Below are 23259 nucleotides of genomic sequence, written 5' to 3'. Positions count from 1 at the left end.
GCGCGAGAAGGAGCTGGAGATGAAGCAGGCTGAAGAGGACGACGAGGCGCGGCTGCGCGCGTCGCGCGTCGTGGCGGAGACGGTGGAGCGGAGCCTCGCGCCGTACCGCGGGCTCGTGCCGCCGGAGATGCTCGCGCAGATGCGCGAGGCGATCGAGGACGAGCTCGTGAACAACCCGTATTCGGTCGCGCTGCTGCGGCAGCTCATGGCGCGGCCGGCGCCCGCGTCGAGCGGGGAGGTGCCGCGCGAGGGCGCGCCGCCCGGCGGGCGGGGTCACGACCGCAAGGGGGGCGCGGCGGGCGGCGGGAGGGAGGGCGCGTGACCGGTGCGGGCAAGGCGGGCGCGGTGCTGCCGCTGCTCACCCCGAAGCAGCGGGCGCTCGTCGAGCGCGCGCTGCCGAGGGTCGAGGCGCGCGCCCGGTGGCACGCGCGCCGGTACGCGGGGCTCGTCGACCGGGAGCAGCTCGTGGCGGCGGGCGGCGAGGCCGTCGTGGAGGCGGTGCGCCGGTACGACGCGGCGCAGGAGGTCCCGTTCGAGTCCTACGTGAGCGCGCGGATCGACGGCAGCATGCTGGACCTGGTCCGCGCGGAGACGAAGGCGCGGCGTCGCGACGTGGCGATGCGGCGCGCGATGGCGACGCTGTCGGCGCACCACCGGGGCGGGTTCGACGTGCTGCGGGACGGGCCGGAGGAGATCCTGGCGAAGCTGCAGGCGTTCAGCGACGAGCTCGCGACGGTGGCGTTCGTCGCGGGGGCGGAGGCGGCGCGGCGGCCGTCGTCGGACGAGGACGCGGCGGAGCGCGTGGACCACGCGGCGGCGATGCGGGCGCTCGACGAGGCGCTCGCCGAGCTGCCCGAGGACGAGCGGCGGGCGCTCGGGGCGGTGTTCGTGGACGGCATGGACATGCACGAGGCGGCGGCGTTCCTCGGGGTCGCGTACATCACGGTGCGGCGGCGGATCGAGCGGGGTCGGGAGCGGCTCCGGAAGGCGCTGGTGCGGCGGGGGGTGAGGTCGGCGCCGCCGCCGCGGGACGAGCCGGATGTCGCGCCGGTGCTGCGCGGGGTGTGCGGCGAGCCGGCGGCGGGGCGAGGCGCGGGGGAGCGCGGGCGCGGGCGGTAGGGCGCGCGGGTGGCAGGGAGCGAGGCGATGGCGAAGCAGGACGGCGAAGCGCCGGGCGTGCCCCGGGCGATCCAGAGCCAGGGCGAGGACGCGGCGAGGGCGTACGCGGTGGGCGAGGTCGCGCCGAGGCCGCTGCACCCGACGGTGGAGATGGAGCGCGTGCACATCGAGGATCCGCGGCGGGTGCCGCCGCCGCGGGCGGACGCGCGGCGGGGCGGCGGGGCGCGCAACCCGGACCAGCGCGCGCCGCTCGCGGACGTGGGAGCGCCGGGGGTGGCGATGCCGGAGGGGCTGCCGGTGACGAAGCGGCAGCCGATCGTGATCGACAGCGAGATCCTGGCGGAGTGGCACGGCGACGGCGGCGCGCCGGCGGAGAGCGGGGCGGCGGGCGCGGGCGCGACGGGCGCGGGCGCGGGCGCGACGGCGGTCGGAGGCGCGACGGCGGGCGCGGGCGCGGGCGCGACGTCGGGCGCGGGCGCGACGGTGGTCGGAGGCGCGACGGCGGGCGCGGACGCGACGGCGGGCACGGGCGCGACGGGCAAGGTGCCGCGGCTCGCGGAGATCGCGGCGGCGCGGCGCGCGGAGCGTCGGGCGGGCTGGCAGCGCGCGGCGTGGGTGGTGGCGATGGGCGTCCTGCTGGCCATCGGGACGACGGTGGTGCGATCCGGAAGAGGAGCGCGCGACGGCGCGGTGGAGGCGGCCCGCGGCGCAGGCGATGAGGTGGGGAGCGCGGCGGCGTCGGTCCGGCGTGCGGAGGGGACGGCCGCGGAGAGCGCGCCGGCGCCCGTCGCGAGCGGGGCGCCGGTGATTTCGGTCGCGAGCGCGGCATCGGTCGTGAGCGGGGCGGCGGGGGCGAACGCGGCGCCGGGGGCCGCCGCGGCATCGACGCTGCCGGCGCCGCGCTCGCGACCGGCGCCGGCAGCGATGACCGCACAGCAGAGCAGGCCCGGCGCGCCGGCCGCCGCGCGGGGCGCGCCGAGCGCGGGCGGCGCGGCGGCGTCGGCACGGGACGCGCCGAGTCGGCCGGCGGGCGCGGCGACGGCGCAGGAGGGACCGGGCGCGCCGCGGCCGCCGAGCCCCTACGACACACCGAACTTCGATTGAGCCGCCGGGATGGATCGACGATGGACGACGCGATGAAGAACCTGACGATGTACGTGACCGGCGCGGCGCTTTGCGCTGTGTGCGCCTCCGCGCCGGCGCCGGCGTTCGCGCAGGCGTCGCCCCCGGGCGCGGCGGCGGCCGAGGAGGACGAGGCGCGCGGCGACATCGCCCGGGCGACGCAGCTCTACCGTGAGGGGAACGAGGCGTTCAAGCAGAAGCGGTGGTCTGACGCGGAGCTGAAGTACCTGAAGGCGTGGGGGCTCGTGAGGTCGTTCGACATCGCGGCGAACCTCGGGGAGGTGCAGCTCCAGCTGAAGAAGCCGCGGTCGGCGGCGACGTTCCTCGCGTTCGCGCTGAGGACGGCGCCGCCGTCGACGAAGCCGGAGCAGCTCGCGCGGATCCGGCACTTCCTCGGCGAGGCGAAGGCGCAGGTGGGGACGTTGCGTGTGCGCGTGAAGAACGTGGCGGACGCGGAGGTGTACGTGGACGGCGAGCGGGTGCCGGAGGAGGGGGTGAAGCACGAGGTCTACCTGGAGCCCGGGGAGCACGTGGTGGTGCTCCGGCGCGCTGGGTACGAGGACGAGGTGGTGCAGGTGCTCGCGGCGCCCGGGATATCGGAGACGGTCACGCGGGAGCTGAAGGCGAAGGCGGTGACGGCACCGGAGGCGGCGGGGGCGGGGGCGGCGGGGCCGAGGCCTGCGACGGCGGGGACGGGGAGCGCGGCGGGAATGGGGGGCGCGAAGCCGAAGACATCTGCGGCAGGGGCGAGCGGGGAGGACAAGCGGAGCTGGGTGCCGGTGATCGCGCTAGGAGCGGCGAGCGCGGTGGGGCTCGGGGTGGCGGTGGGGTTCACGGCGGCGTCGAACGGGGCGAGCGCGGATGCGCATGCACAACGCGAGGCGATCCTGAGGGACGGGCCAGGATGCGTGAACGCATCGGGCGCGGTCGCCGAGCGATGCGCGCAGTTCAGCCGCACCACGGCGCGCAGCGATCGGTTCCGCGACATGGCTGCGGTGACGTTCATCGCGTCTGGCACGGTCGCGCTAGCCGCCTTGGCTGTCGCGCTGTGGCCACAAAGCGGGCGAACGCAGGTCAGCGCTGTACGCGTGATCCCCGAGTTGCGCGGCGACACTGCCGGTTTGTCGCTCTTCGGTGCGTGGCAATGAGCTCGAACGAGGGAGAGATGGGGCATCGTCCGATTTTCTGGCTGATGGGTGCGGTGGGCATCGCGCTCGTCACTGCGGCATGCAAGGCGCCGTGGAGACACCTCGGGGATGATTGCGAGTTCACGCTCACGTGCGCGCACCACGACTGGCTGAAGCAGGACGGTGGCCCGCCTGCAGGCTGCGTTCCGAGCGAGAGCGAGGGCGCGGTGGACGACGAGTGCGGTGTGTTCGTGTCCGTGTCGGGGAGCGACGGGAACGCCGCGACGAAGGAGGCGCCGTTGAAGACGCTGGGCGAGGCGCTTGCGCTTGCGGAGGAGAGCGGCAAGCGGCGGGTGTACGCGTGCGCGGAGACGTTCGAGGAGGCGGTGGAGGTCACGCGTGGCGTGACGATCTACGGGGGGCTGGACTGCGCGAACGGCTGGGGCTGGGCCGGTGAGGAGAAGAAGACGGTGCTGACGGCGGGGGTTGGAGCGATCCCGCTGGTGGTGCGCGGAGGGGGAGGGGAGGCGAGCGTGCGGGTGGAGGACGTGCACGTGCAGGCGCGCGGGGTCGGACCGGACGAGCAGGTGAGGTTCGCGGGGGTGTCGTCGATCGCGGCGCTGGCGGAAGAGGCGAGCGTGGAGCTAGCGCGGTGCGTGCTGGAGGCGGGCGACGCGGCGGCGGGGGAAGAGGGCGCCGCGTACGGGATCAGCGCGATGGGGGGTGCTGAGGGCAAGCCCGGCGCGGAGGCGTGCTCGGCGGCGATCGTCGTTCCGGGCGGCAATGTTAAGAACGACTGCGGCACGCCGGAGGACGTGAGCGACGACTCGTCGAGTGGCTTGGGCGGCGTAGGGGCAGCGGACAGCGGCGGGCCCGGCGCCAAGGGCTCGCCCGGCACCATGGTGAACGGCGGCATGGGCGAGGAAGGAAGCGCAGAGAGCACGATGTGCACGGAAGGGACCGCGGGAGTCGACGGCGGCGAGGGCGGGCCCGGTGCGGGCGCGACGGGCCTCGGCGAGCTCAGCGCCAGCGGCTACAGCGGCGTTGCCGGCGATGACGGCGTGAACGGCGGCACGGCGCAAGGCGGCGGTGGAGGCGGCGGAGCCAAGGGCGGCGTGGGCGCAGACAAATGCCCGGACGAAGCCTCCGCCGGCGGTGCGAGCGGCGGCTCGGGCGGCGCTGGCGGCTGCGGCGGGGCCGGCGGGCGAGGCGGGGGCGCGGGCGGAGCGAGCATCGCGCTGATCAGCCTGAACGCGACGCTGAGCTTCGACGAGGTGACGCTGAAGACGGGGCGCGGCGGCGCCGGTGGCAAGGGCGGCGCGGGCCAGGAAGGCGGCGACGGCGGAGCGGGCGGCCCCGGAGGGACGAAGCCCGAGGGCGCGACGGCGCTGAACGACGCGTGCGCGGGCGGCCCGGGCGGCAAGGGGGGCGCGGGCGGCGTTGGCGGCGGCGGTCGCGGCGGTCACGCGATCGGGATCGCGTACAAGGGGGCGGCGCCGTCGACGCAAGGCGCGGGGATCGAGCTGGGCGAAGCGGGCCCCGGCGGCGCGGGCGCGGATGCCGCAGGCGAGGGCGCCGCGGGCGTGGCGATCGAGGTGCAGGCGTTCTGAGATAGGCGAGCGGCGCTGCTGCTGCGGCGGAGCCTCCGCCGCAGCAGCAGCGTGGAGCGGGGCGGAGGACACGATGGGCGAGACGGCGCGCCGAGGCCGGCGCGACGAACGGCGGGCGTGCGCGCGCACGCAGCGAGAATCGGCGTGATGAGAGCGCGAGGAGCGAGCGCGTGGAAGGCGGACTTTGCATGGACGAGGGAGCGACCGTGAGACGAGCGCTGCACACGGGGTGGCTGGCGATGTCGCTCGTGCTCGGGAGCACGGCGGCGACGACGAGCGCCCGCGGAGAGGTGCGAGCGAAGCCTGCGCCGAGCGAGGAGAGCGAGCGTGACCGCGCCGTGCGCGACTTCCAGGAAGGCCGGAGGGCGCACATGGCGGGCCGGCTGGAGGAAGCGGAGCTTTTGTACCTCCGGGCGTGGTCGCGGATGAAGTCGTACGACATCGCGACGAACCTCGGGCAGGTGCAGCTCCTGCTGAACAAGCCCGCGTCGGCGGCGAAGCACCTGGCGTTTGCGGTGCGTACGGTGGGGCCGGAGGTCGAGCCGGAGCGGGTCGCGCAGATGCAGGCGCTGCTGGCGGAGGCGAAGGCGCAGGTGGGGACGCTGCGGGTGCGGGGGACGAACGTGCCGGACGCGGAGGTGCTCGTGGACGGCGCGCGCGTGTCTGCGGAGGAGCTGAGGCACCAAGTCTACCTGGAGCCTGGGCAGCACGTGCTGGTGATCCGGCGCGCTGGGTACGAGGAGGCGATGATCCGGGTGGTGGCGGCGGCGGGGTCGCACGAAGAGATCACGACGGAGCTGAGGCCGAAGATGGCGACGGGGCGGGGAGCTGCAAACGCGCCGGGGACGGGGGACGCGAAGCCGAAGACGCTCGCGGCAGGGGCGAGGGTGGAGGAGGAGCGGAGCTGGGTGCCGGTGATCGCGCTGGGAGCGGCGAGCGCGGTGGGGCTCGGGGTGGCGGTGGGGTTCACGGTGGCGTCGAACGCGGCAAGCGCGGATCTGCGCGCGCAGCGGTCAGCGCTCTGGCACGCAGGCAGCGACTGCATCGACGCCTTGGATGAGCGCGCCACCGCATGCAGGGAGCTCCGCAGGACGGCAGCGCGTGTCGACGTTCACGCGAATGCGGCGCGTCTCGCCTACGTGACCTCGGGCGCGCTGGCGGTGGCTGCGTTGACGTACGCGATCTGGCCCGGAGAGCGACCCGCGCGCGCGGTCTCTCTGAGGGCTGGGCCTGGGCTGGATGCGGGCGGAGCAAGCATCGCCGTGGTGGGCTCGTGGTGAGGAGAAGAGGGAGTGGCGCGATGGGAAGAGGGGGAAGGGCTTGGGCGCTCGGTGCTCTGGGGCTCGCCATCACAGCGAGCGGCTGCGAGGCTCTGTGGAGCAACGCGGCGGACGACTGTGAGTTCACGCTCACTTGCGAGCATCACCGCGGGCGATGGGACGAGGCGCCCTTCATGTGCATCCCGAGCGAGAGCACGGGCGCGGTGGACGACGTGTGCGGTGTGTTCGTGTCGTCGTCAGGGAGCGACGGGAACCCCGCGACGAAGGAGGCGCCGGTGAAGACGCTGGGCGAGGCCCTTCTGCGTGCGGAGGAGAGCGGCAAGCGTCGGGTGTACGCGTGCGCGGAGGCGTTCGAGGAGGCGGTGGAGGTCACGCGTGGCGTGACGATCTACGGGGGGCTGGACTGCACGAACGGCTGGGGCTGGGCCGGTGAGGAGAAGAAGACGGTGCTGACGGCGGGGGTTGGAGCGATCCCGCTGGTGGTGCGCGGACGGGGAGGCGAGGCGAGCGTGCGGGTGGAGGACGTGCACGTGCAGGTGCGCGGGGTCGGGCCGGACGAGCAGGTGAGGCTCGCGGGGGTGTCGTCGATCGCGGTGCTGGCGGAGGAGGCGAGCGTGGAACTCGCGCGGTGCGTGCTGGAGGCGGGCGACGCGGCGGCAGGGGAGGCGGGCGACGCGCACGAGGTCAGCGCGATGCGCGGCGCTGACGGGAAGCCCGGCGCGGAGGCGTGCTCGGGGGCCGGTGTGCTGGGCGGGCTGCCGGTCAAGAACGACTGCGGCACGCCGGAGGACGTGAGCGACGACTCGTCGAGTGGCTTGGGCGGCGTAGGGGCAGCGGACAGCGGCGGGCCCGGCGCCAAGGGCTCGCCCGGCACCATGGTGAACGGCGGCATGGGCGAGGAAGGAAGCGCAGAGAGCACGATGTGCACGGAAGGGACCGCGGGAGTCGACGGCGGCGAGGGCGGGCCCGGTGCGGGCGCGACGGGCCTCGGCGAGCTCAGCGCCAGCGGCTACAGCGGCGTTGCCGGCAATGACGGCGTGAAGGGCGGCACGGCGCAAGGCGGCGGCGGAGGCGGAGGCGCGAAGGGCGGCGTGGGCGCAGACAAGTGCCCGGACGAAGCATCCGCTGGCGGTGCGAGCGGCGGCTCGGGCGGCGCGGGCGGTTGTGGCGGTGCCGGTGGGCGAGGCGGTGGCGCGGGCGGAGCGAGCATCGCGTTGATCAGCCTGAACGCGACGGTGAGCTTCGAGGAGGTGACGCTGAAGACCGGTCGTGGCGGCGTCGGAGGCAAGGGCGGCGCCGGCCAGGAAGGCGGCGACGGCGGAGCGGGCGGCCCCGGAGGGACGAAGCCCGAGGGCGCGACGGCGCTGAACGACGCGTGCGCGGGCGGCGCGGGCGGCAAGGGGGGCGCGGGAGGCCTGGGCGGCGGCGGTCGCGGCGGTCACGCGATCGGGATCGCGTACAAGGGCGCGGCGCCGTCGACGCAAGGCGCGACGATCGAGCTGGGCGAAGCGGGCCCCGGCGGTGCAGGCGCGGATGCCGCGGGCGAGGGCGCGGCGGGCGTGCAGATCGAGGTGCAGGCGTTCTGAGATAGGCGAGCGGCGCTGCTGCTGCGGTGGAGGCTCCGCCGCAGCAGCAGCGTGAAGTGGGGCGGAGGAGACGAAGGGCGAGACGGCGCGCCGAGGCCGGCGCGACGGACGGCGGGCGTGTGCGCGCGCGGCGTGATGGCGAGCGCGGCGAGGACGCGAGGAGCGAGCAGGTGGACGGTGGAACTTGCGTGGACGAGGGAGGGACCGTGAGACGAGAGCTGCACGCGGGGTGGCTTGCGATGTCGCTCGTGCTCGGGGGCACGGCGGCGGCGCCGAGCGCTCGCGGAGAGGAGCGGGCGAAGCCTGGATCAAGCGAGGAGAGCGAGCGTGACCGTGGCACCGAGCGCAGCGCCGGCGGTGCCGTTCACCCCGGCACGCCCGGCGAGGGCGGCGCCGCCGCGTCCGGCGATCGGCCGGAGAGCACCGGCGCGCCGGGCAGCACAGGGCGCTGCTGGACTTCTCGACCGGCGAGCGTTGCGGGCAGTGAGGGCCATCATGTCTTTTCGTGACGGTTCTGCCAGACCAGACGTAAGTCATCGTCCCGTCACGGATTCGGGCGCGAGGGCTCTTGGCGAGCCGCCACGTCGACGGCCACATGGGCGTCCTCGGCTCGAGAGGTGCGCCCATGTCGAAGCGTCGGCGGTTCAACAGCAGCGGCGTGCGCCGTTCGGGAAACGTGATCCACGTGAGCCCAATGCTGATGTGGGAGCTGTCGTGGGTGCGGAAGATGGGCCTCGAGGACATCGACTGGGACCCGGAGCGCGACTGCCTGTGCTGCAGAGCGGAGCGCATCGCCCTCGGAGAGCCCGTCGAGGATCTCGCGCCGCCGTCGAAGACGCGGCCCAAGCTCCTGCTGCGGGACGACGTCGAGCTCGCCACGCTGTCCGCCAGCCCGCCACGGAGCCCCAGCGGAAGCGGCGGCATGCTGCGGCACCTGAAGCTCGTGCGACCGCTTCGGCCCGAGCAGGGAACGTCGTGATCGAGGGGCGCCGCCGCAGCAGCGCCCTTTCAGGAGAACACGCGAGCGCCGCGAACACGGCCCGCGTGCGTTGACGACCCGCGGCAGCGCCGCGGCGCGCTGCCCCAGAAGAGGAACCGGCGCCCTGCCGTCGCAGCGCGCCTTGGCTCGGCTCGTCCTGAAGGCGAGCGCGCGAGGAGGACGATCGTGTATCCACGGCTCGCCATCGAGGCGGCAGCGCAGTCGGACGTGGGGCGGCGACGGAGCCACAACGAGGACAGCTTCGCGGCGCTGCCGTGCCTCGGGCTGTTCATGGTGGCCGATGGCCTGGGAGGCAACGCGGCCGGTGAGGTGGCGTCGCGCATGGCGATCGAGGTGGTCAAGAGCTGCTTCGAGGAGGAAGAAGACCTGGAGGACACGTGGCCGTACGGCGCGGCGAGGCCACACGACCGGGACGAGGTGCGGCTGGTGCTGAGCGTGCGGCGGGCCAACAGGGCGATCTACGAGGCGAGCCAGCGGCAGCACGAGATGCGCGGCATGGCGACGACCTTCGCCGGGGTGCTGCTGGGGCCCGGGATGGCGTACATCGCGCACGTGGGCGACTCGCGCGTGTACCGGATGCGCGCAGGGAAGCTGGAGCGGCTGACGCGGGACCACACGGTGCTGGAGGAGCTGCTCCGGGACGGCGACGGCGCGCTGGCGGCGGTCGAGGCGCTGAGCGACCGGGCGAGCGCGGTGACGCGGGCGCTCGGGTGCGACGAGAGCGTGGCGATCGAGTCGCGCGTGGAGCCGACGGCGCCGGGCGACGTCTTCCTCCTCTGCTCGGATGGGCTATGGGGGCCGGTGCCGGAGGAACGGATCGCAGCGGTCCTGCTGGCGCACCAGGAGCTGAGCCTGGCGGCGAGCCTGCTCATCGACCTCGCGAACGAGCACGGCGGGCCGGACAACGTGACGTGCGTGCTGGCGCGCCTCGGAGGCGGGTGATGCGATGGACGACACGGCGGCACGACGCACGGCGACGAGATCGAGAAAAAATCGGCGCCGATGGCAAATGCAAGCGCCGCGCAGATCGCGGGATCCGTGGCCGAAGAAGGATCGACACGCGCCGCGATCGCGCGCTACCTTCCTGGCTGCCGCGGCGACGCGGGTCGGTGGGCTGTCAGGCGCTTGCAACACCGTCACAACATGAATGTGCGCGTGCCAAGGCGCCGGCGGAGAAGCCGATGATCTGCTGATCAGAGCCCTATCCGTACCGGACCTAAAGTCTGGATGTCATCCAAAGGTCGCAGACGGCAGCCCAGCACAGCAGATCCTTCCTCTCTGCGCCGTCGACATAACGCCCGTGGTAGCGGCGGTTCTTCACCGAGCCCCGGAGGCGAGTGACCGACGAACGACACGATCCACCGGCCGGCGACGAGGCGAGCGAGCGCGCGCCGCGCGGCGGCCACCCCGACGACGGGCGGCTGTTCGGCCCCGAGGCGGCGGCGAGGCTGCGCGTCGCGCTCGAGGAGGTGACGTGGCTCCTCGGCCGCGGCTATCCGCTGCGCACCGCGATCCGCACGGTGGGCGACCACCACCAGCTCGCCGCCCGCCAGCGCCTCGCGCTGCAGCGGTCCGCCTGCTCGGAGGCGCAGCGGGCGTCGCGCGTCGCGCGCCGCGCGCCCGCGTCGTCGCTCCGGGGCGCGGAGGCGAACATCGACGGCTTCAACCTGATCATCACCCTGGAGGTGGCGCTCTCGGGCGGCCTGCTCGTGCGCGGCCCCGAGGGGGTCCTGCGCGATCTCGCCGGGCTGCGCGGCAGCTACGCGCCGATCCCGGAGACCGACGCGGCCATCGACCTGCTCGGCGCCGCGCTGTCCGCCGCCGGCGCGGCGCGCGCGCGCTTCCTCCTCGACGCCGCCGTCTCCAGCTCGGGCAAGCTGCGCGCGCGGCTCCTCGAGCGGCTCGGCGGCGCGGCCGTGCCGCCGGGCGGCGCGCGCCTCGCGATCGAGGCGACGCTCGTCCCCGACCCCGACCGGCTCCTCGCGGGCGCGGCGGGCGTCGTCTCGTCCGACAGCGTCGTCCTCGATCGCTGCGCGGGCTGGATCAACCTCGCCGACGAGATCGTGGCCGCGCGCGTGCCTGCGGCGCGCATCGTCGACCTCGGCCACGGCGGCGTCGCGCCTGCGCCGGAGGGCATCGCGCCCGTCGTCTGAGCGCGTCGCGCCCGCACCAGAGGGCGCCGCGCCCGTCGTCTGAGCGCATCGCGCCATCGCCCTCGGACGCCGCGCCCGTCGCCTGAGCGCGCCGCGCTCCCGCTACCGCGGGGCCCCGAGCGCCCTCGACTGCCAGGCCACCTGCGCCGCGAGCCCCTCGCGCAGCGGCACCCGGGGCACGTACCGCAGCGCCGACCGCGCCGCCGCCGTGTCGGCCAGCGTGTGCCGGACGTCCCCGGCCTGCGGCGCTCCCCGCTCCACGCGCACGGGCCCTGCGAGCTCCCCGAGCAGCCGGAGCGCGTCGTTGAGGCTCACCCGCGAGCCGCCGCCGATGTTGAACACGCCGACCGCGGCGCCCTCCATCGCCTCGACGTTGGCCTCCACCGCGTCGGTCACGTAGGTGAAATCGCGCGTCTGCTCGCCGTCGCCGTGCACGCGGACCGCCTCGCCCCTCAGCACCGCCGAGATGAACCGGTGAAACGCCATGTCGGGGCGCTGCCTCGGGCCATACACCGTGAAGTACCGGAGCGAGATCGTGGGCAGACCGAAGTTGCGCCGGTACAGCTCGCAGAGCTGCTCGGCGGCGAGCTTCGTCACCCCGTACGGCGAGTACGGTGCAGTACGGCTGGATTCGTGCATGGGCACCTCGTCGGTGTCGCCGTACACGGACGAGGACGAGGCGTAGACCAGCTTGCGCACCTTCCCGTGCGTCCTCGCCGCCTCCAGCAGCCGCTGCGTCGCGAGCACGTTGTCGTGGAGGTAGCCCTCGAAGCTCTGCCCCCAGCTCGGGCGCACGCCCGCCTGCGCCGCCTGGTGGAAGACGACCTCGCGCCCCGAGAGCAGCGGGCGCAGATCGGCGGTCGCGAGATCGACGGTCGACAGCGAGAAGCGCGGCTCACCGCGCAGCCGGGCCAGGTTCCCCTCCTTGATCTCGCGGGCGTAGTAGTCGGCGAAGCGGTCGACCCCCAGCACCTCGTGCCCGAGCTCGATCAACCGCTCCGCGAGGTGCGAGCCAATGAAGCCCGCAACCCCAGTCACCAGACAACGCATCCGCCTCCCGTCCTGGTCCCGCGCGCGGCGACCCGCGCCCTCGTCCTGCCGTCCAGCGGCCTCCCGTCCCGGCTCCGCCGCATCGCGGCGCGGCGATGCTAGCACCCTGGAGCCATCCATGGGTCGGGCAGCGCCGGCGGCGCGAGGCAGGCGCTCGCCCCGGAGCGAGGCGGAACAAGCAGCGCGGGATCCGCGCTTCTTGCAAATAGACTCACCTTTCCGATGCGTATTTCATGAATCTGGTTGCGCCTACCGGCCCGGCGGGCGACTCTGGGGCGCGCTTGAGCGCCTTGGTTTGTTCTGTCCGGGGCGCGCGCGAGACGGGCAGAAGGCTAGCTGTCGCTTATGGGAATCGTTGTCCAGCAGCTCACGAAGCGGTTCGGCCCGAACAAGGTGGTCGACGACGTCTCGTTCGAGATCGAGAGCGGCGCCCTTGTCGCGCTGCTGGGGCCGAGCGGGGGCGGCAAGAGCACCGTCCTTCGCATCATCGCCGGGCTGGAGAGCCCCGACTCCGGCGACGTGATCCTGAACGGCAAGGTCTCGACGCACACGCGGGTGCAGGACCGGAACATCGGCTTCGTGTTCCAGAGCTACGCCCTGTTCCGGCACATGACCGTGCGCGACAACATCGGCTTCGGCCTGACGATCCGGAAGCGACCCCGGAAGGAGATCGCGGCGATCGTCGACGAGCTGCTCAGCCTGGTGCAGCTCGAGGGGCTCGGGGGCAGGTACCCGCACGAGCTGTCCGGCGGCCAGCGGCAGCGCGTGGCGCTGGCGCGGGCGCTCGCCCCCGGGTCGTCGCTGCTGCTGCTCGACGAGCCGTTCGGGGCGCTCGACGCCAAGGTGCGCCTCGAGCTGCGCGAGTGGATCCGGCGGCTCCACAAGGAGCGGGGGATCACGAGCGTCTTCGTGACCCACGACCAGGAAGAGGCGATGGACCTCGCCGACAGGGTCATCGTGCTGCACAAGGGGCGGGTCGAGCAGATCGGCACGCCCGAGGAGATCTACGACCGGCCGGCGACCGAATTCGTGGCGAGCTTCGTCGGGTCGATCAACGTGCTCAAGGGGGAGGTGCGCGACGGCCAGGCGGCGCTCGGGACGCTCGCGGTGCACGCGCCCCCCGGGACCGGCGACGGCGCGAGCGTGCGCGCCTTCGTGCGGCCGCACGACATCGAGCTCCACGCCCGGGTCGACTCGTCGGACACCCCCGGCTCGGACGACGCCAGCATGGCGCGCGTCGAGCGGCTGTCGCGCGTCGGGTGGATGGTCAAGGCGGAGCTCCGCCTCTCCGACGGCCAGCCGCTCTCCGTCGAGATGACAAAGGACCGCGTCGCCGAGCTCGGCCTGTCCGAGGGGGACAGGGTGCTTGTAAATCTCCGAGACGCGAAGATCTTCGTGCAAGATTACTCCATCTAGCCACCGCGCCGGGCTCCGCCTGGTCGGGGGCCATCACGGAGGGCGGCGAGGTGGGAGCAATCTTCGACAACATCGCGGCGACGATCGGGCGCACGCCCCTCGTTCGCCTGAGCTCTGCGGGCAAGGGGCTGCGCGCTGCGCTGATCGGCAAGGTCGAGAGCCGGAACCCTGGCGGCAGCGTCAAGGACCGCATCGGCCTCGCGATGATCGAGGACGCCGAGCGGCGGGGGAAGCTGACCCGCGGCAGCGTCCTCGTCGAGCCGACGAGCGGCAACACGGGCCTCGCGCTGGCGATGATCGCCGCGGCGAAGGGCTACCGGCTGATCCTCACGATGCCCGAGTCGATGAGCCCCGAGCGGGTCGCGCTGCTCCGGGCGTTCGGGGTGGAGGTGCTGCAGACGCCGGGGTCGCTGATGGTGCAGGCGGTCGCGCGGGCGCGCCAGATCGTGGAGGAGACGCCGGGCGCGGTGATGCTCCAGCAGTTCGAGAACCCGGCGAACCCGGCCGCGCACCGCGCGACGACCGCGCGCGAGATCTGGGAGGACACCGACGGCGCGGTCGACGTCGTCGTCGCCGGCGTGGGGACGGGCGGGACGATCACCGGCGTGGGCGAGGTGCTCAAGGAGAAGAAGCCGGGGGTGAAGATGATCGCGGTCGAGCCGCGGAACGCCGCGGTGCTGAGCGGCGGGCGCGCGGGGGCGCACCTCATCCAGGGGATCGGCGCGGGCTTCGTGCCGAAGATCCTGCGGCGCGAGCTGATCGACGAGGTGGTGCCCGTGTCCGAGGACGAGGCGTTCGAGGCGGCGCGCCGGCTCTCGAAGACCGAGGGCATCCTCGTCGGCATCTCCGGCGGCGCGGCCATGGCGGCGGCGCTCTCGGTCGCGGCGCGCGACGAGATGGAGGGCAAGAACATCGTGGTGATCCTGCCCGACGGCGGGGAGCGGTACGTCACCTCGCCGCTCTTCAGGGAGCTCGTCGGCTGCGCCCGGGGGCCCGCGTCCCGCTAGCCGCGCTGCGAGGGGGGACGCGGACGACGAAGACGAGCAGGACCGGCGCAGGAGGAAGAGCCGCCGCGAGGTGCGGAATGGAGGGGCGCGGCGGCGGTCAGGTCACTCGACGCTGACAGAGACGATGACCTTCATCCATACCCCTTCGGGCGGGATCTTCTTCGTCAGATCGATCTCGCCGCGCCACTCGACATGCACCGTGTAGCCGCCGTTCTCGGGGTCCTCGTAGAAGAACTTCCGGATGTCGTCGTGATAGACGCGATCGAGCGGGACGATGCGCTCCCCGGCGGGCATCTTCGTCTTCCTGGCGACCACGGTCGGGACGTCGTCGACCACGGCCTCGGCGGTGATGTTCTTGATGAAGGTCAGGTCGGGCACGTTGTTGTCGCGCGCCTCGAGCCGGATGAACCTGAGCTTGGCCCCGTCGACGGAGTTCGGATCCTGCGAGACAGAGACCTCGCTCCATCCGGAAAAGGTCGACTGGGTGGTCGGCTTGACGAGGAACTTCGTCTCGGCCTCATGGTCGCCGATCACCGAGGCGCAGGCGCTCGCGCCGAGCGCGAGGGACGCCGTGAGCACCGCGCCGGCGCGCGCTGAGCGGTGGAGCGAGGCGAGCACGTGGCGACAGGTGCGGATAAGCATGTTCATCCGAGAAACATAGCATGGTGGTGTGCGCCGCCGAGCGGGTCGGGCGAGGCGTTCTTGCCATGTGTCCGCGATGCGTCCGGCGGCGCCCCGGCATCGGTGGCCCGTCGACCGCGCGCCGCGCGTCGATGGGCGCCGATCGACGCGCGGCGCGCGGCCGGCTATGGTCGTCGCCCGAGGGCGACCAGATGGCGGCGGAATCAGGCGCGGGTGTTGACGGGAGGCAGGGCTCGGCCCCTGCCTCCTTCGAGGTGAGGCTCGAGCTCGCGCAGCAGACGAGCGCGCGGCTGCGCGAGGCGATCGGGCAGGCCGTCGTCGGCCAGGGCGACGTCATCGAGCAGACGCTCTGGGGCATCATCGCGGGAGGGCACGTCCTGCTCGAGGGGGCGCCCGGGCTGGGCAAGACGCTCCTCGTCAGGACCATCGCCGGGTGCCTCGATCTCCGGTTCTCGCGCATCCAGTTCACCCCGGATCTCATGCCGAGCGACGTGATCGGGACCAACGTGCTCGTCACGGCCGAGGACGGCTCGCGCCGCTTCGCGCTGCACCGGGGGCCGATCTTCGGGCAGGTGATCCTGGCCGACGAGATCAACCGGGCGACGCCGAAGACGCAGAGCGCGCTGCTCGAGGCCATGCAGGAGCACGCGTGCACCATCGCGGGCACGCGGTACGCGATGGAGGAGCCGTTCTTCGTGCTGGCCACCGAGAACCCGATCGAGATGGAGGGGACCTACCCGCTGCCGGAGGCGCAGCTCGATCGGTTCCTGCTCAAGGTGCTCGTGCCGAGCCCGACCGAGGACGAGCTCACCGAGATCCTCGCGCGGACCACGGGCCACGACCGCGGCCCGCCGCCGCGGGTGCTCACCCGCGAGGACGTGCTGTCGCTCCGCGCGCTCTGCCGCGACGTCGCGGTCGCCGAGCCCGTCATGCGGTACGCGTCGCGGCTGACGCGGGCGAGCGACCCTTCCGCCGAGGGGGCGCCCGAGATCGTGCGCAGGGCGCTCCGGTTCGGCGCCGGCGTGCGCGGCGCGCAGTCGCTGGTGCTGGCCGCGAAGGCGGTGGCGCTGCTGCAGGGCAGGGCGCACGTCGCCTTCGCCGACGTGCAGCGGGTCGCCAAGCCGGTGCTCCGCCACCGCATGATCCGCTCGTTCGAGGGCGAGGCGGAGGGGATCACGACCGATCAGGTGATCTCCGCGCTCCTCGACGCCGTCGAGGCGCGGCCCGATCCCGTGGCGCAGGCGATCCGCCGATGAGCCAGGGCGCTGACGCGAGGGGCAGGGCGCCCCGGGTCGCCGCGGCGGCGAGGTGCGCGGCCGGCGCGGCGTGGCTCGCGGCGCTCTCGGCGGCGGGGCCCGCGCTCGGGCAGGCGCCGACGACGCCGGGCGCGCCGGAGCTCGCGGTCGACGCGGCGCCCGTGTTCGGGACGAGCGGCGCGGTGCCCTGGGGGTGGAACCAGGTCGTCGTGCGCATCCAGAACAACGGCGGCAGGGCGGCTCGAGGGGAGGTCGAGGTCTCGTCGACGCGTTACGGCGAGCACCGCGTCTTCGTCGCGACGGCGCCGTACACCGTCGCGGCGGGCGCGTCGGTCCACGTGCGCGTGCCGGTGCAGGTCTCGCCGTTCGCCGACGTCCTGGTGCGGGCGCTCGACGAGCGCGGCGCGCAGGTGTCGTCGCACGCGCTCTCGTCGACGACGCAGCACGGGGTCGTGCTGTTCGACGTCAGCGAGACGTCGCTCGTCCGGGGCGCGCTCCACGAGGCGCCGGTCGCGCCGCTGTACCTGCCGACCGGCCGCGGCCCCGGGTCGTCGTCGAGCCCGGTGCTGTGGGTCGGGCAGCCGCGCTACGACAGCGCGACAGGCGATCCGCTGCTGCCCGACCGGGCGGCCCTGTACAGCGCGGCGGACGCCGTGCTCATGCGCACCGACACGCTCTCGAGGTTGCAAGGCGCCGAGCTCGAGGCGCTCGCCGGCTACGTGCTCTCCGGCGGCACGCTGGCCCTGGCCGTGGCGCGCCCCGAGGATCTGCGGCACCCGACGCTCGCTGCGCTCGTCGGCGGCCAGGTCGCGCGGGCGGGCGTGGCGCCGCCCACGCTCGAGGAGATCGCGCCGCCGGCCGCGCCCAGCGGCTTCGGCAAGCAGGGCAACGTGCTGCTGCCCGCGCCGAGCGCGAGCCCCGCGGTGGCCGAGGCGCTCTCCGGCTGGTCGGGCGGCAACCTGCGCGCGAGCGCGTACGGCAGCTCGGCGTTCTACGGCCTCGGCGAGGTGCACTTGCTCGCGTTCGACCCCACGCGCCCGCCCGCGTCGAGCGACCCATGGGCGAAGATCCGGCTGGCCGATCTGGCGCGCCGCGCCCACGACCGCCGCTCGACGATCGCCTTCCGGCCGGGGGAGGAGGCGATGGGCCTCGACCTCGATCCGGTGCGGCGGGAGCTCGACCCGAACGAGAGCTCGCGCTGGGCGATCGGCGTCTCCGCGGTGCTGCTCTGCGTGTACGCGGTGCTCGCCGGCCCCATCAACTTCGCGCGCGCCGCGCGGCAGGGGAGGCCTTTGCGCGCGCTCCGGCGCCTGCCCGTGTACGCGGCGATCGCGTTCGCGGCGGTGGTCGGCGTGGGCCTCATGGCGAAGGGGGTGCGCGGCAGGGCGCGGCACCTCACGCTGATCGAGGCGGGGGCGGGCATGTCGAAGGGGGCGGTGCGCCGGTTCCGCGGCTTCTTCGTCCCCCGCGCGGAGGAGCTCACCGTGAGGACGACCGACGCGAGCGGCGTCATCAGCACGGCCGTGCTGGCCGAGCTCACGGAGCGGCGCGATCGGCTCGCCGTGGACCGCGACGGGGCGCGGCTGACGAAGGTCGCCGCGCTCCCCTGGCAGACGGTGATCGTCCGCGAGGACGGCGTCGCGCCGCTCGGCGACGGCATCGCGATCGTCGCCGAGCCGAGCGGCGACGTCGCCGTGATCAACCGGAGCGGCCGCGATCTCCGGGGCGGCGTGCTGTGGATCTCGACGGGGGTGGCGCGCTACTTCGCCCGCATCCGGGACGGGGAGCAGGTCTCGTCGCGCGCGGGGGTCGACCTCGCCGCGCGCGGCGAGGGGCGGCGCTGGCTCTCGCACGTGAGCTTCGGGCGGCGGGTCGGGGGCCTGGACGTCCACGATCTCGGCGGCGGGCTGCTGACCGCGCTGCTCGAGCCCGACGCCCCGGGCCTCGGCGCGGCGTGGCTGGCGATCGAGGAGGCGGCGGGCAGCGCGGTCGACTGGTTCCCGGACGGCGTGCCCGTCCTGTTCGGCCAGCTCGACGGCGGCGAGGGGCGCGCGAGCGACTCGGGGCTGCGGATCGAGAGCGATCGCGCGCTCGTGCGGATCGTCGGCTACGGAGGTCGGCCGTGAGCGCCGCGCCGCCCGACGGGCCGCGGATCGAGCGGCCTGCGCCGACGATCCGCGTCCGCCACCTCTCCCACCGGTTCGGCTCGCTCGACGTGCTCCGGGACGTCACCTTCGACGTCGGCCCCGGCGAGATCTTCGGCTTCATCGGGCCGAACGGCGCGGGCAAGACGACGACGATCCGGGTGATGGCCACCTTGCTCGAGCCGATGGCGGGGCGGGTTGAGATCGACGGCGTCGACGTCACGATCGACCCGGCGGCGGTCCGCCGCAGCATCGGGTACATGCCGGATCACGCCGGTGTCTACGACCGGATCACGGTGCGCGAGTACCTCGAGTTCTTCGCGGACGCCTTCCGGGTGCCGTCGCTCGACGTGGTCGACGCGGTCCTGGAGCTGACGGACCTCGGCAAGATCCAGGACCGGATCGTCGCCACGATGTCGAAGGGGATGAAGCAGCGCCTCCAGCTCGGGAGGATCCTGCTGCACGACCCCAAGGTCCTCATCCTGGACGAGCCCGCGAGCGATCTCGATCCGCGCGCGCGCATCGAGATCCGCGATCTTTTGCTCGAGCTCCGGAGCCTGGGGAAGACGATCTTCCTCTCCTCGCACATCCTCACGGAGCTCTCTGACGTGTGCACGTCGATCGGCATCCTCGAGAAGGGGCGCCTCGTCGTCGCCGGCCCGATCGGGGAGATCGCGGCGCGCCTCGAGGCGCTGCGCGCCGCGCAGGCGCACGGGCACGCGTCGCCCCGCCACGCCGGCGCGCCGGGCGCGCACGCGACGCCGCCGGCGCACGCGCACGCCGCGCCGCCGCCGTACAGCCCCGAGGCGGCTCCGCCTGCAGGCGCGCCGGGCGTTCCGGCCGCTGGCGATGCTGCGCCGGCGGTGGGTCCACCGGCCGGGTACGGCCCGCCCCCGCTCCACGGCGGGGCGCCGGCGGGCGCGGCGCCGTACGCGGCGCTGTCATCGCTCTCGCGGCGCAAGGTCAAGGTGCGGGTCCTCGGCGAGCCCGAGGCCGCGGCTCACCTGCTCCGGGGCGGGCCGGGGATCACCGACGTCGAGATCATCGGGGGCGCCGTGCACGTCGGCTACGTGGGCAACGACGTGAAGATCGCCGAGATCGTGCACCACCTCGTGCGGAGCGGGGTCGGCGTGATCGGGGTCGAGCCGGAGCGCAACGAGCTGGAGCGGATCTTCCTGGAGGTCACGCAAGGAGAGGTGCAGTGAGCGTGCAGACTGGCTCCACGCCGCCCGCCGGTCCGGCGTCGCAGCGGCTCGTCGATCGGGCGCGGCACCGCGCGGCGCGCCTCGTGGGCGAGCCGAACCCGATCTGGATCCGCGAGCTCAAGCAGGCGGCGCGCCTCGCCCGCACGCCGGTCATCCTCCTCGTGTTCGCCGTGCTGATGACGTTGCTCATCGCGTCGATCGGCGGCATGGCGTCGAGGGACATCGCGCCCGCGAAGACGGGGGTGATCCTGTTCCAGGTCTTCTTCTCGGTCGCGTACTTCGTCGTGGCGCTGGTCGGGCCGGCGGTCGCCGCGAACAGCATCGCCTCGGAGCGCGAGGGCCGCACCTGGGAGGCGGTGCTCCTGACGGGCATCCCGCCCGGCGAGATCGCGCGCGGCAAGTTCCTCGCCGCCTACACGTCGATCTCGATGTACGTGGTGATGCTCGCGCCGGTCGGGGCGATGCCGTTCCTGTTCGGCGGCATCACCGCGATGGAGGTGGTGATCGCGTTCGCGTTCCTCTTCCTGATCGCGCTGCTCAGCGTCGCCTTTGGGCTCGCGATCAGCTCGACGATGTCGAGCCTCCGCGCGGCGATCCTTGTCACGTTGCTGCTCGCGTTCCCGCTGTCGATCTGCCTGTTCATGGCGGGGGGCGCCGGGCTCTCGTTCGCGGCCCACAGCGCCTGGCCGGAGGTGCCCGAGGGCCCGCCCATCTGGCTCCCGGTCGCCTACCAGCGCGCGCCGTTCGGCCTCGAGTACGCGCTGTTCCTGGTCGTCCTGCCGATCGCGGCGATCGCCGTCCCCGCCTGGTTCCTGTACCAGGTGACCGTCGCGAACCTCACGAGCGAGAGCGACGATCGCTCCTCCGGGCTGAAGACGTGGTTCGCTGTCTGCACGCCGGTGATCGCCGCGGCGGCGGCGGTGCCGGCGTTCTCGGTGGACCCGACCGATCGCCTGCCCGCGACGATGGCGGGCATGTGCGCGATGTTCGCGTACCTGACGTTCTGCGTGTTCCTCTTCGCCGGCGAGCCGATCGGCCCGTCGCGGCGCGTCGAGGTGCACTGGGCGCGGAGCCGCGCCGGCCGGCTGCGTCGCTTCCTCGGCCCCGGCGTGGCGCGCTCGGCGTACCTCCTGCTCGCGGCGGGCGTGCCTGCGGTCGTCGCGCTCTGGGCAGCCGGCCACCGGCTCGTCCTCGGCGTGACCATGGCGTCGCCGGAGATCCAGGCGCGGCAGCTCGAGTACTTCGCCGTCTACGCGCTCGCCTTCTACGTGTTCCTCGTCGGGCTCGGCGCCTTCCTCCGCGCGCGGACCGCCTCGCCCATGATCGCGCGGGTGCTGCTCCTGACGCTGCTCTTCGCGATCGCGGTCGGCCCGTGGATCGTCGCGGCCATCGCCGGCCTCGTCGCGGAGCTCAACACCAGCGACAGGGCGCTCCTCGTCGCGGCGCCCTCGCCGTTCTACGCGTTCGCGATGGTCGCCAAGGCGACGCACGGCGATCCGGGGCCCGTCGTGCTCGTCGGGTACGCGGCCGCTGCCGTCTGGGGCGCCGTCGGACTCGGGTTGCTCGCCGCGGCGCGCTCGCGCTGCGCCGCCGTCATCGCGCAGCGAGAGGCAGCCTTCGCCCAGACGAGCGCGCTCCTCGCGGAGGAGGACGAAGCGGCCCGCGCAGCCGAGCAGGCGGCGCTGGCGCGGGCTGCTGCGCCGGAGAGCGACGCGCCAGGGGGAGCCGCAGGCACCGTCGCGTGATCGCGGCGTGCCCGGTACGCGGTGCTCTGAAATCGGACGCGCTCGCGACGTTGTGTGGAAATTTTGATCCCGATGCGGGAATGCTTCAGGATGCGCCCGCGCGCGGATCTGTCGAAATCTTGAGCGTTCCCGGAGGGCGTGTGAAAAGGGCGCTCGCGCGCTCGAGGTCCGGGAGCGAGGGGGGAGTTCGATCCTCGCGTCGCGTCACGACGGCGGCACCACCTCGGCCCGCGGAGGATGGCTTTGCCTTCGCACGAAGACCGCCGATGCGCGGAGCCCGAGCTGAGCGACACCTTGCTGTACGGCACGCCGTACCGGCCCGTGCGCCGGCTCGGGCGGGGCGGGATGGGCGAGGTGATCGAGGCGGCGCACGTGGGGCTCGACAAGCCGGTGGTGGTGAAGCTGCTGCACCGCGATCTCAACCGCGAGCCGCGCCAGGTGGAGCGGATGCGCGTCGAGGCGCAGTCGCTGGCGCGGCTGGCTCACCCCAACCTGGTGACGGTCACCGACTTCGGGCGGACGGCCGAGGGGCGGACGTTCCTCGTCATGGAGCGGCTCCATGGCCGGACGATGCGCGAGGAGCTGGAGGCGCGCGGCGCGCTGCCAGCGCTGGAGGCGCTCGACCTGGTGACGCAGGCGCTCGCCGGCCTCGCGGCGGCGCACGGCGCGGGCATCGTCCACCGCGACGTGAAGCTCGAGAACCTGTTCGTGTGCGACGCGGACGAGCGGGGGCGGCGCGTGGTGAAGGTGCTCGATTTCGGCATCGCCAAGGTGGTGGCGCCGGGCGGGGATGGCCGGGCGCCGGCGCCGTCGCTCTATCAGACCGAGGAGGGGGTGCTCGTCGGCACGCCGCGCTACCTGTCGCCCGAGCAGGCTTGCGGGCTCGCCGTCGACGCCCGCACCGACGTGTATGCGGCGGGCGTGGTGCTCTACACGCTGCTCGCCGGCCGCGGGCCGTTCGAGCACGTGAGGCCTGTGCACGAGCTGCTCCGCGCGCACGCCAGCGAGGTCCCCGCGCCGCCGTCCCGCCATGCGCCGCGGCCGGTGCCACCGGAGCTCGACCGGGCGGTCATGAGGGCGCTGGAGAAGCACCCGGAGCTTCGCTTCCCGGACGCGACGGCGTTCGCGGTGGAGCTGTCGCGCATCGCCGCGGTGCTGGGCAGCGGCGCGGGGACGGCGCCGCTGGCGCTGCCGGAGTTGCGCTGGCAGCGGACGGCGCCGCTGACGGTGCCGCCGGTGCGCGCGGTGGTCGCACCGACGTTGAGCGCGACCGTGGAGGCGTTCGGCCTCACGACGCCGGGCGGGACGGGGCAGCCCACGGCGCGACCTCCGCAGCCGCGACCCGCGGGGGTTCACGGGACCGGGGGGAGGCGCGCGCGACGACGGCCAGCAGCCGCGGAGCCGAGCCGCGCGGTGATGGCGATGCTGGTGCTGAGCGTGGTGCTTTTCGGATTCGCCCTGGCGTTCCTGGTGAGCGTTGTGGGCTGACCGGGCGGCCATGGCGTCGCAGCGACGGCTGCGGGAATCTCACCCCGCGCGACGAGGGGGCTGCCATGCGAGCGGTGGATGGGCCGGCGGGCGCTCAACCGGCGGGCGCTCAACCTGGGTGGGCGCTCAACCTGGGTGGGCGCTCGATCTTCGGGTGGGCGGACGGCCGGGGAGGGACCCAACCGGGAGGGACCCAACCTGGGTGCGGATGGTTGCCGCTCAACCTGGGTGCGGCGCGGCGTCGCGGCGTGGCGCAGATGGCGGCCGGCTCAACTCAGCGGCCGGCTCAACCTGGGTGGGGGTGCGGCG

At 74.0% G+C, this 23259-nt stretch carries 19 protein-coding genes; 17 read left to right on the top strand and 2 right to left on the bottom strand.

Annotated features, from left to right (window positions below; translation table 11 throughout):
- Window positions 1-19: 19 nt before the first annotated feature.
- The 10 genes from WMF24_RS38225 (at window position 20) to WMF24_RS38180 (ending at window position 10997) form a co-directional block, all read left to right on the top strand.
- Window positions 20-322, top strand: coding sequence for a hypothetical protein (locus tag WMF24_RS38225; RefSeq protein ID WP_437732386.1), 303 nt, complete (start codon window positions 20-22; stop codon window positions 320-322).
- Window positions 319-1119, top strand: a complete 801-nt coding sequence (locus WMF24_RS38220; protein WP_437732385.1) for a sigma-70 family RNA polymerase sigma factor — start codon at window positions 319-321, stop codon at window positions 1117-1119. Before WMF24_RS38225 ends, WMF24_RS38220 begins: the two co-directional genes overlap by 4 nt.
- 27 nt (window positions 1120-1146) lie before the next feature.
- Window positions 1147-2223: a hypothetical protein gene (locus tag WMF24_RS38215; protein ID WP_437732384.1), complete on the top strand. Its 1077-nt coding sequence runs from the start codon at window positions 1147-1149 to the stop codon at window positions 2221-2223.
- A 20-nt stretch (window positions 2224-2243) separates the two neighbouring features.
- Complete coding sequence (locus WMF24_RS38210) at window positions 2244-3389, top strand: PEGA domain-containing protein (RefSeq protein WP_437732383.1); 1146 nt, start codon at window positions 2244-2246, stop codon at window positions 3387-3389.
- 17 nt (window positions 3390-3406) lie between these two features.
- Complete coding sequence (locus WMF24_RS38205) at window positions 3407-4978, top strand: PGRS family protein (protein ID WP_437732382.1); 1572 nt, start codon at window positions 3407-3409, stop codon at window positions 4976-4978.
- Window positions 4979-5184: 206 nt separating this feature from the next.
- Window positions 5185-6258 carry a hypothetical protein gene (locus WMF24_RS38200; protein WP_437732381.1) on the top strand — a complete coding sequence of 358 codons (1074 nt, stop codon included), beginning with the start codon at window positions 5185-5187 and terminating at the stop codon, window positions 6256-6258.
- A gap of 173 nt (window positions 6259-6431) precedes the next feature.
- On the top strand, window positions 6432-7844 hold the full coding sequence (locus tag WMF24_RS38195) for a PGRS family protein (protein WP_437732380.1): 1413 nt from the start codon (window positions 6432-6434) through the stop codon (window positions 7842-7844).
- A 625-nt stretch (window positions 7845-8469) separates the two neighbouring features.
- Complete coding sequence (locus WMF24_RS38190) at window positions 8470-8823, top strand: hypothetical protein (RefSeq protein ID WP_437732379.1); 354 nt, start codon at window positions 8470-8472, stop codon at window positions 8821-8823.
- A 186-nt stretch (window positions 8824-9009) separates the two neighbouring features.
- Window positions 9010-9786 (top strand): PP2C family protein-serine/threonine phosphatase, encoded by a 777-nt coding sequence (locus tag WMF24_RS38185; RefSeq protein WP_437732378.1) that lies wholly within the window; start codon window positions 9010-9012, stop codon window positions 9784-9786.
- 395 nt (window positions 9787-10181) lie between these two features.
- A complete protein-coding gene (locus WMF24_RS38180; RefSeq protein ID WP_437732377.1) occupies window positions 10182-10997 on the top strand; it encodes a DUF434 domain-containing protein in 816 nt (271 codons plus the stop codon).
- A 102-nt stretch (window positions 10998-11099) separates the two neighbouring features.
- Here the strand turns inward: WMF24_RS38180 and WMF24_RS38175 are convergent, their stop codons facing one another.
- Window positions 11100-12047, bottom strand: a complete 948-nt coding sequence (locus tag WMF24_RS38175) for an NAD-dependent epimerase/dehydratase family protein (RefSeq protein ID WP_437732376.1) — start codon at window positions 12045-12047, stop codon at window positions 11100-11102.
- Window positions 12048-12392: 345 nt separating this feature from the next.
- Between WMF24_RS38175 and WMF24_RS38170 the strand changes: the two genes are divergently transcribed.
- A complete protein-coding gene (locus tag WMF24_RS38170; RefSeq protein WP_437732375.1) occupies window positions 12393-13463 on the top strand; it encodes a sulfate/molybdate ABC transporter ATP-binding protein in 1071 nt (356 codons plus the stop codon).
- 50 nt (window positions 13464-13513) lie between these two features.
- Window positions 13514-14470, top strand: a complete 957-nt coding sequence (gene cysK / locus WMF24_RS38165; protein ID WP_437732374.1) for a cysteine synthase A — start codon at window positions 13514-13516, stop codon at window positions 14468-14470.
- 102 nt (window positions 14471-14572) lie between these two features.
- On the opposite strand, the gene WMF24_RS38160 is transcribed toward cysK, so the two are convergent.
- Window positions 14573-15118: a hypothetical protein gene (locus WMF24_RS38160; protein ID WP_437732373.1), complete on the bottom strand. Its 546-nt coding sequence runs from the start codon at window positions 15116-15118 to the stop codon at window positions 14573-14575.
- A gap of 185 nt (window positions 15119-15303) precedes the next feature.
- On the opposite strand from WMF24_RS38160, the gene WMF24_RS38155 reads away from it, so the two are divergent.
- The 5 genes from WMF24_RS38155 to WMF24_RS38135 all read left to right on the top strand — a co-directional run bounded on the left by WMF24_RS38155 (window position 15304) and on the right by WMF24_RS38135 (window position 22950).
- Window positions 15304-16368: an AAA family ATPase gene (locus tag WMF24_RS38155; RefSeq protein ID WP_437732372.1), complete on the top strand. Its 1065-nt coding sequence runs from the start codon at window positions 15304-15306 to the stop codon at window positions 16366-16368.
- Entirely contained in the window at window positions 16365-18494 is a 2130-nt protein-coding gene (locus WMF24_RS38150; RefSeq protein ID WP_437732371.1) for a hypothetical protein, read from the top strand. The genes WMF24_RS38155 and WMF24_RS38150 overlap by 4 nt, the downstream gene beginning before the upstream one ends.
- Window positions 18491-19717 carry an ABC transporter ATP-binding protein gene (locus tag WMF24_RS38145; protein WP_437732370.1) on the top strand — a complete coding sequence of 409 codons (1227 nt, stop codon included), beginning with the start codon at window positions 18491-18493 and terminating at the stop codon, window positions 19715-19717. Before WMF24_RS38150 ends, WMF24_RS38145 begins: the two co-directional genes overlap by 4 nt.
- Window positions 19714-21462, top strand: a complete 1749-nt coding sequence (locus WMF24_RS38140; RefSeq protein WP_437732369.1) for an ABC transporter permease — start codon at window positions 19714-19716, stop codon at window positions 21460-21462. Before WMF24_RS38145 ends, WMF24_RS38140 begins: the two co-directional genes overlap by 4 nt.
- 294 nt (window positions 21463-21756) lie before the next feature.
- A complete protein-coding gene (locus WMF24_RS38135) occupies window positions 21757-22950 on the top strand; it encodes a serine/threonine-protein kinase (protein ID WP_437732368.1) in 1194 nt (397 codons plus the stop codon).
- Window positions 22951-23259: the final 309 nt, after the last annotated feature.

It is taken from the genome of Sorangium sp. So ce1335 (assembly GCF_051521615.1).
Taxonomy (GTDB): Bacteria; Myxococcota_A; Polyangia; order Polyangiales; family Polyangiaceae; genus Sorangium.
The sequence above is the reverse complement of the archived record's forward strand: the minus strand, read 5'-3'. Positions and strand labels throughout refer to the sequence as shown.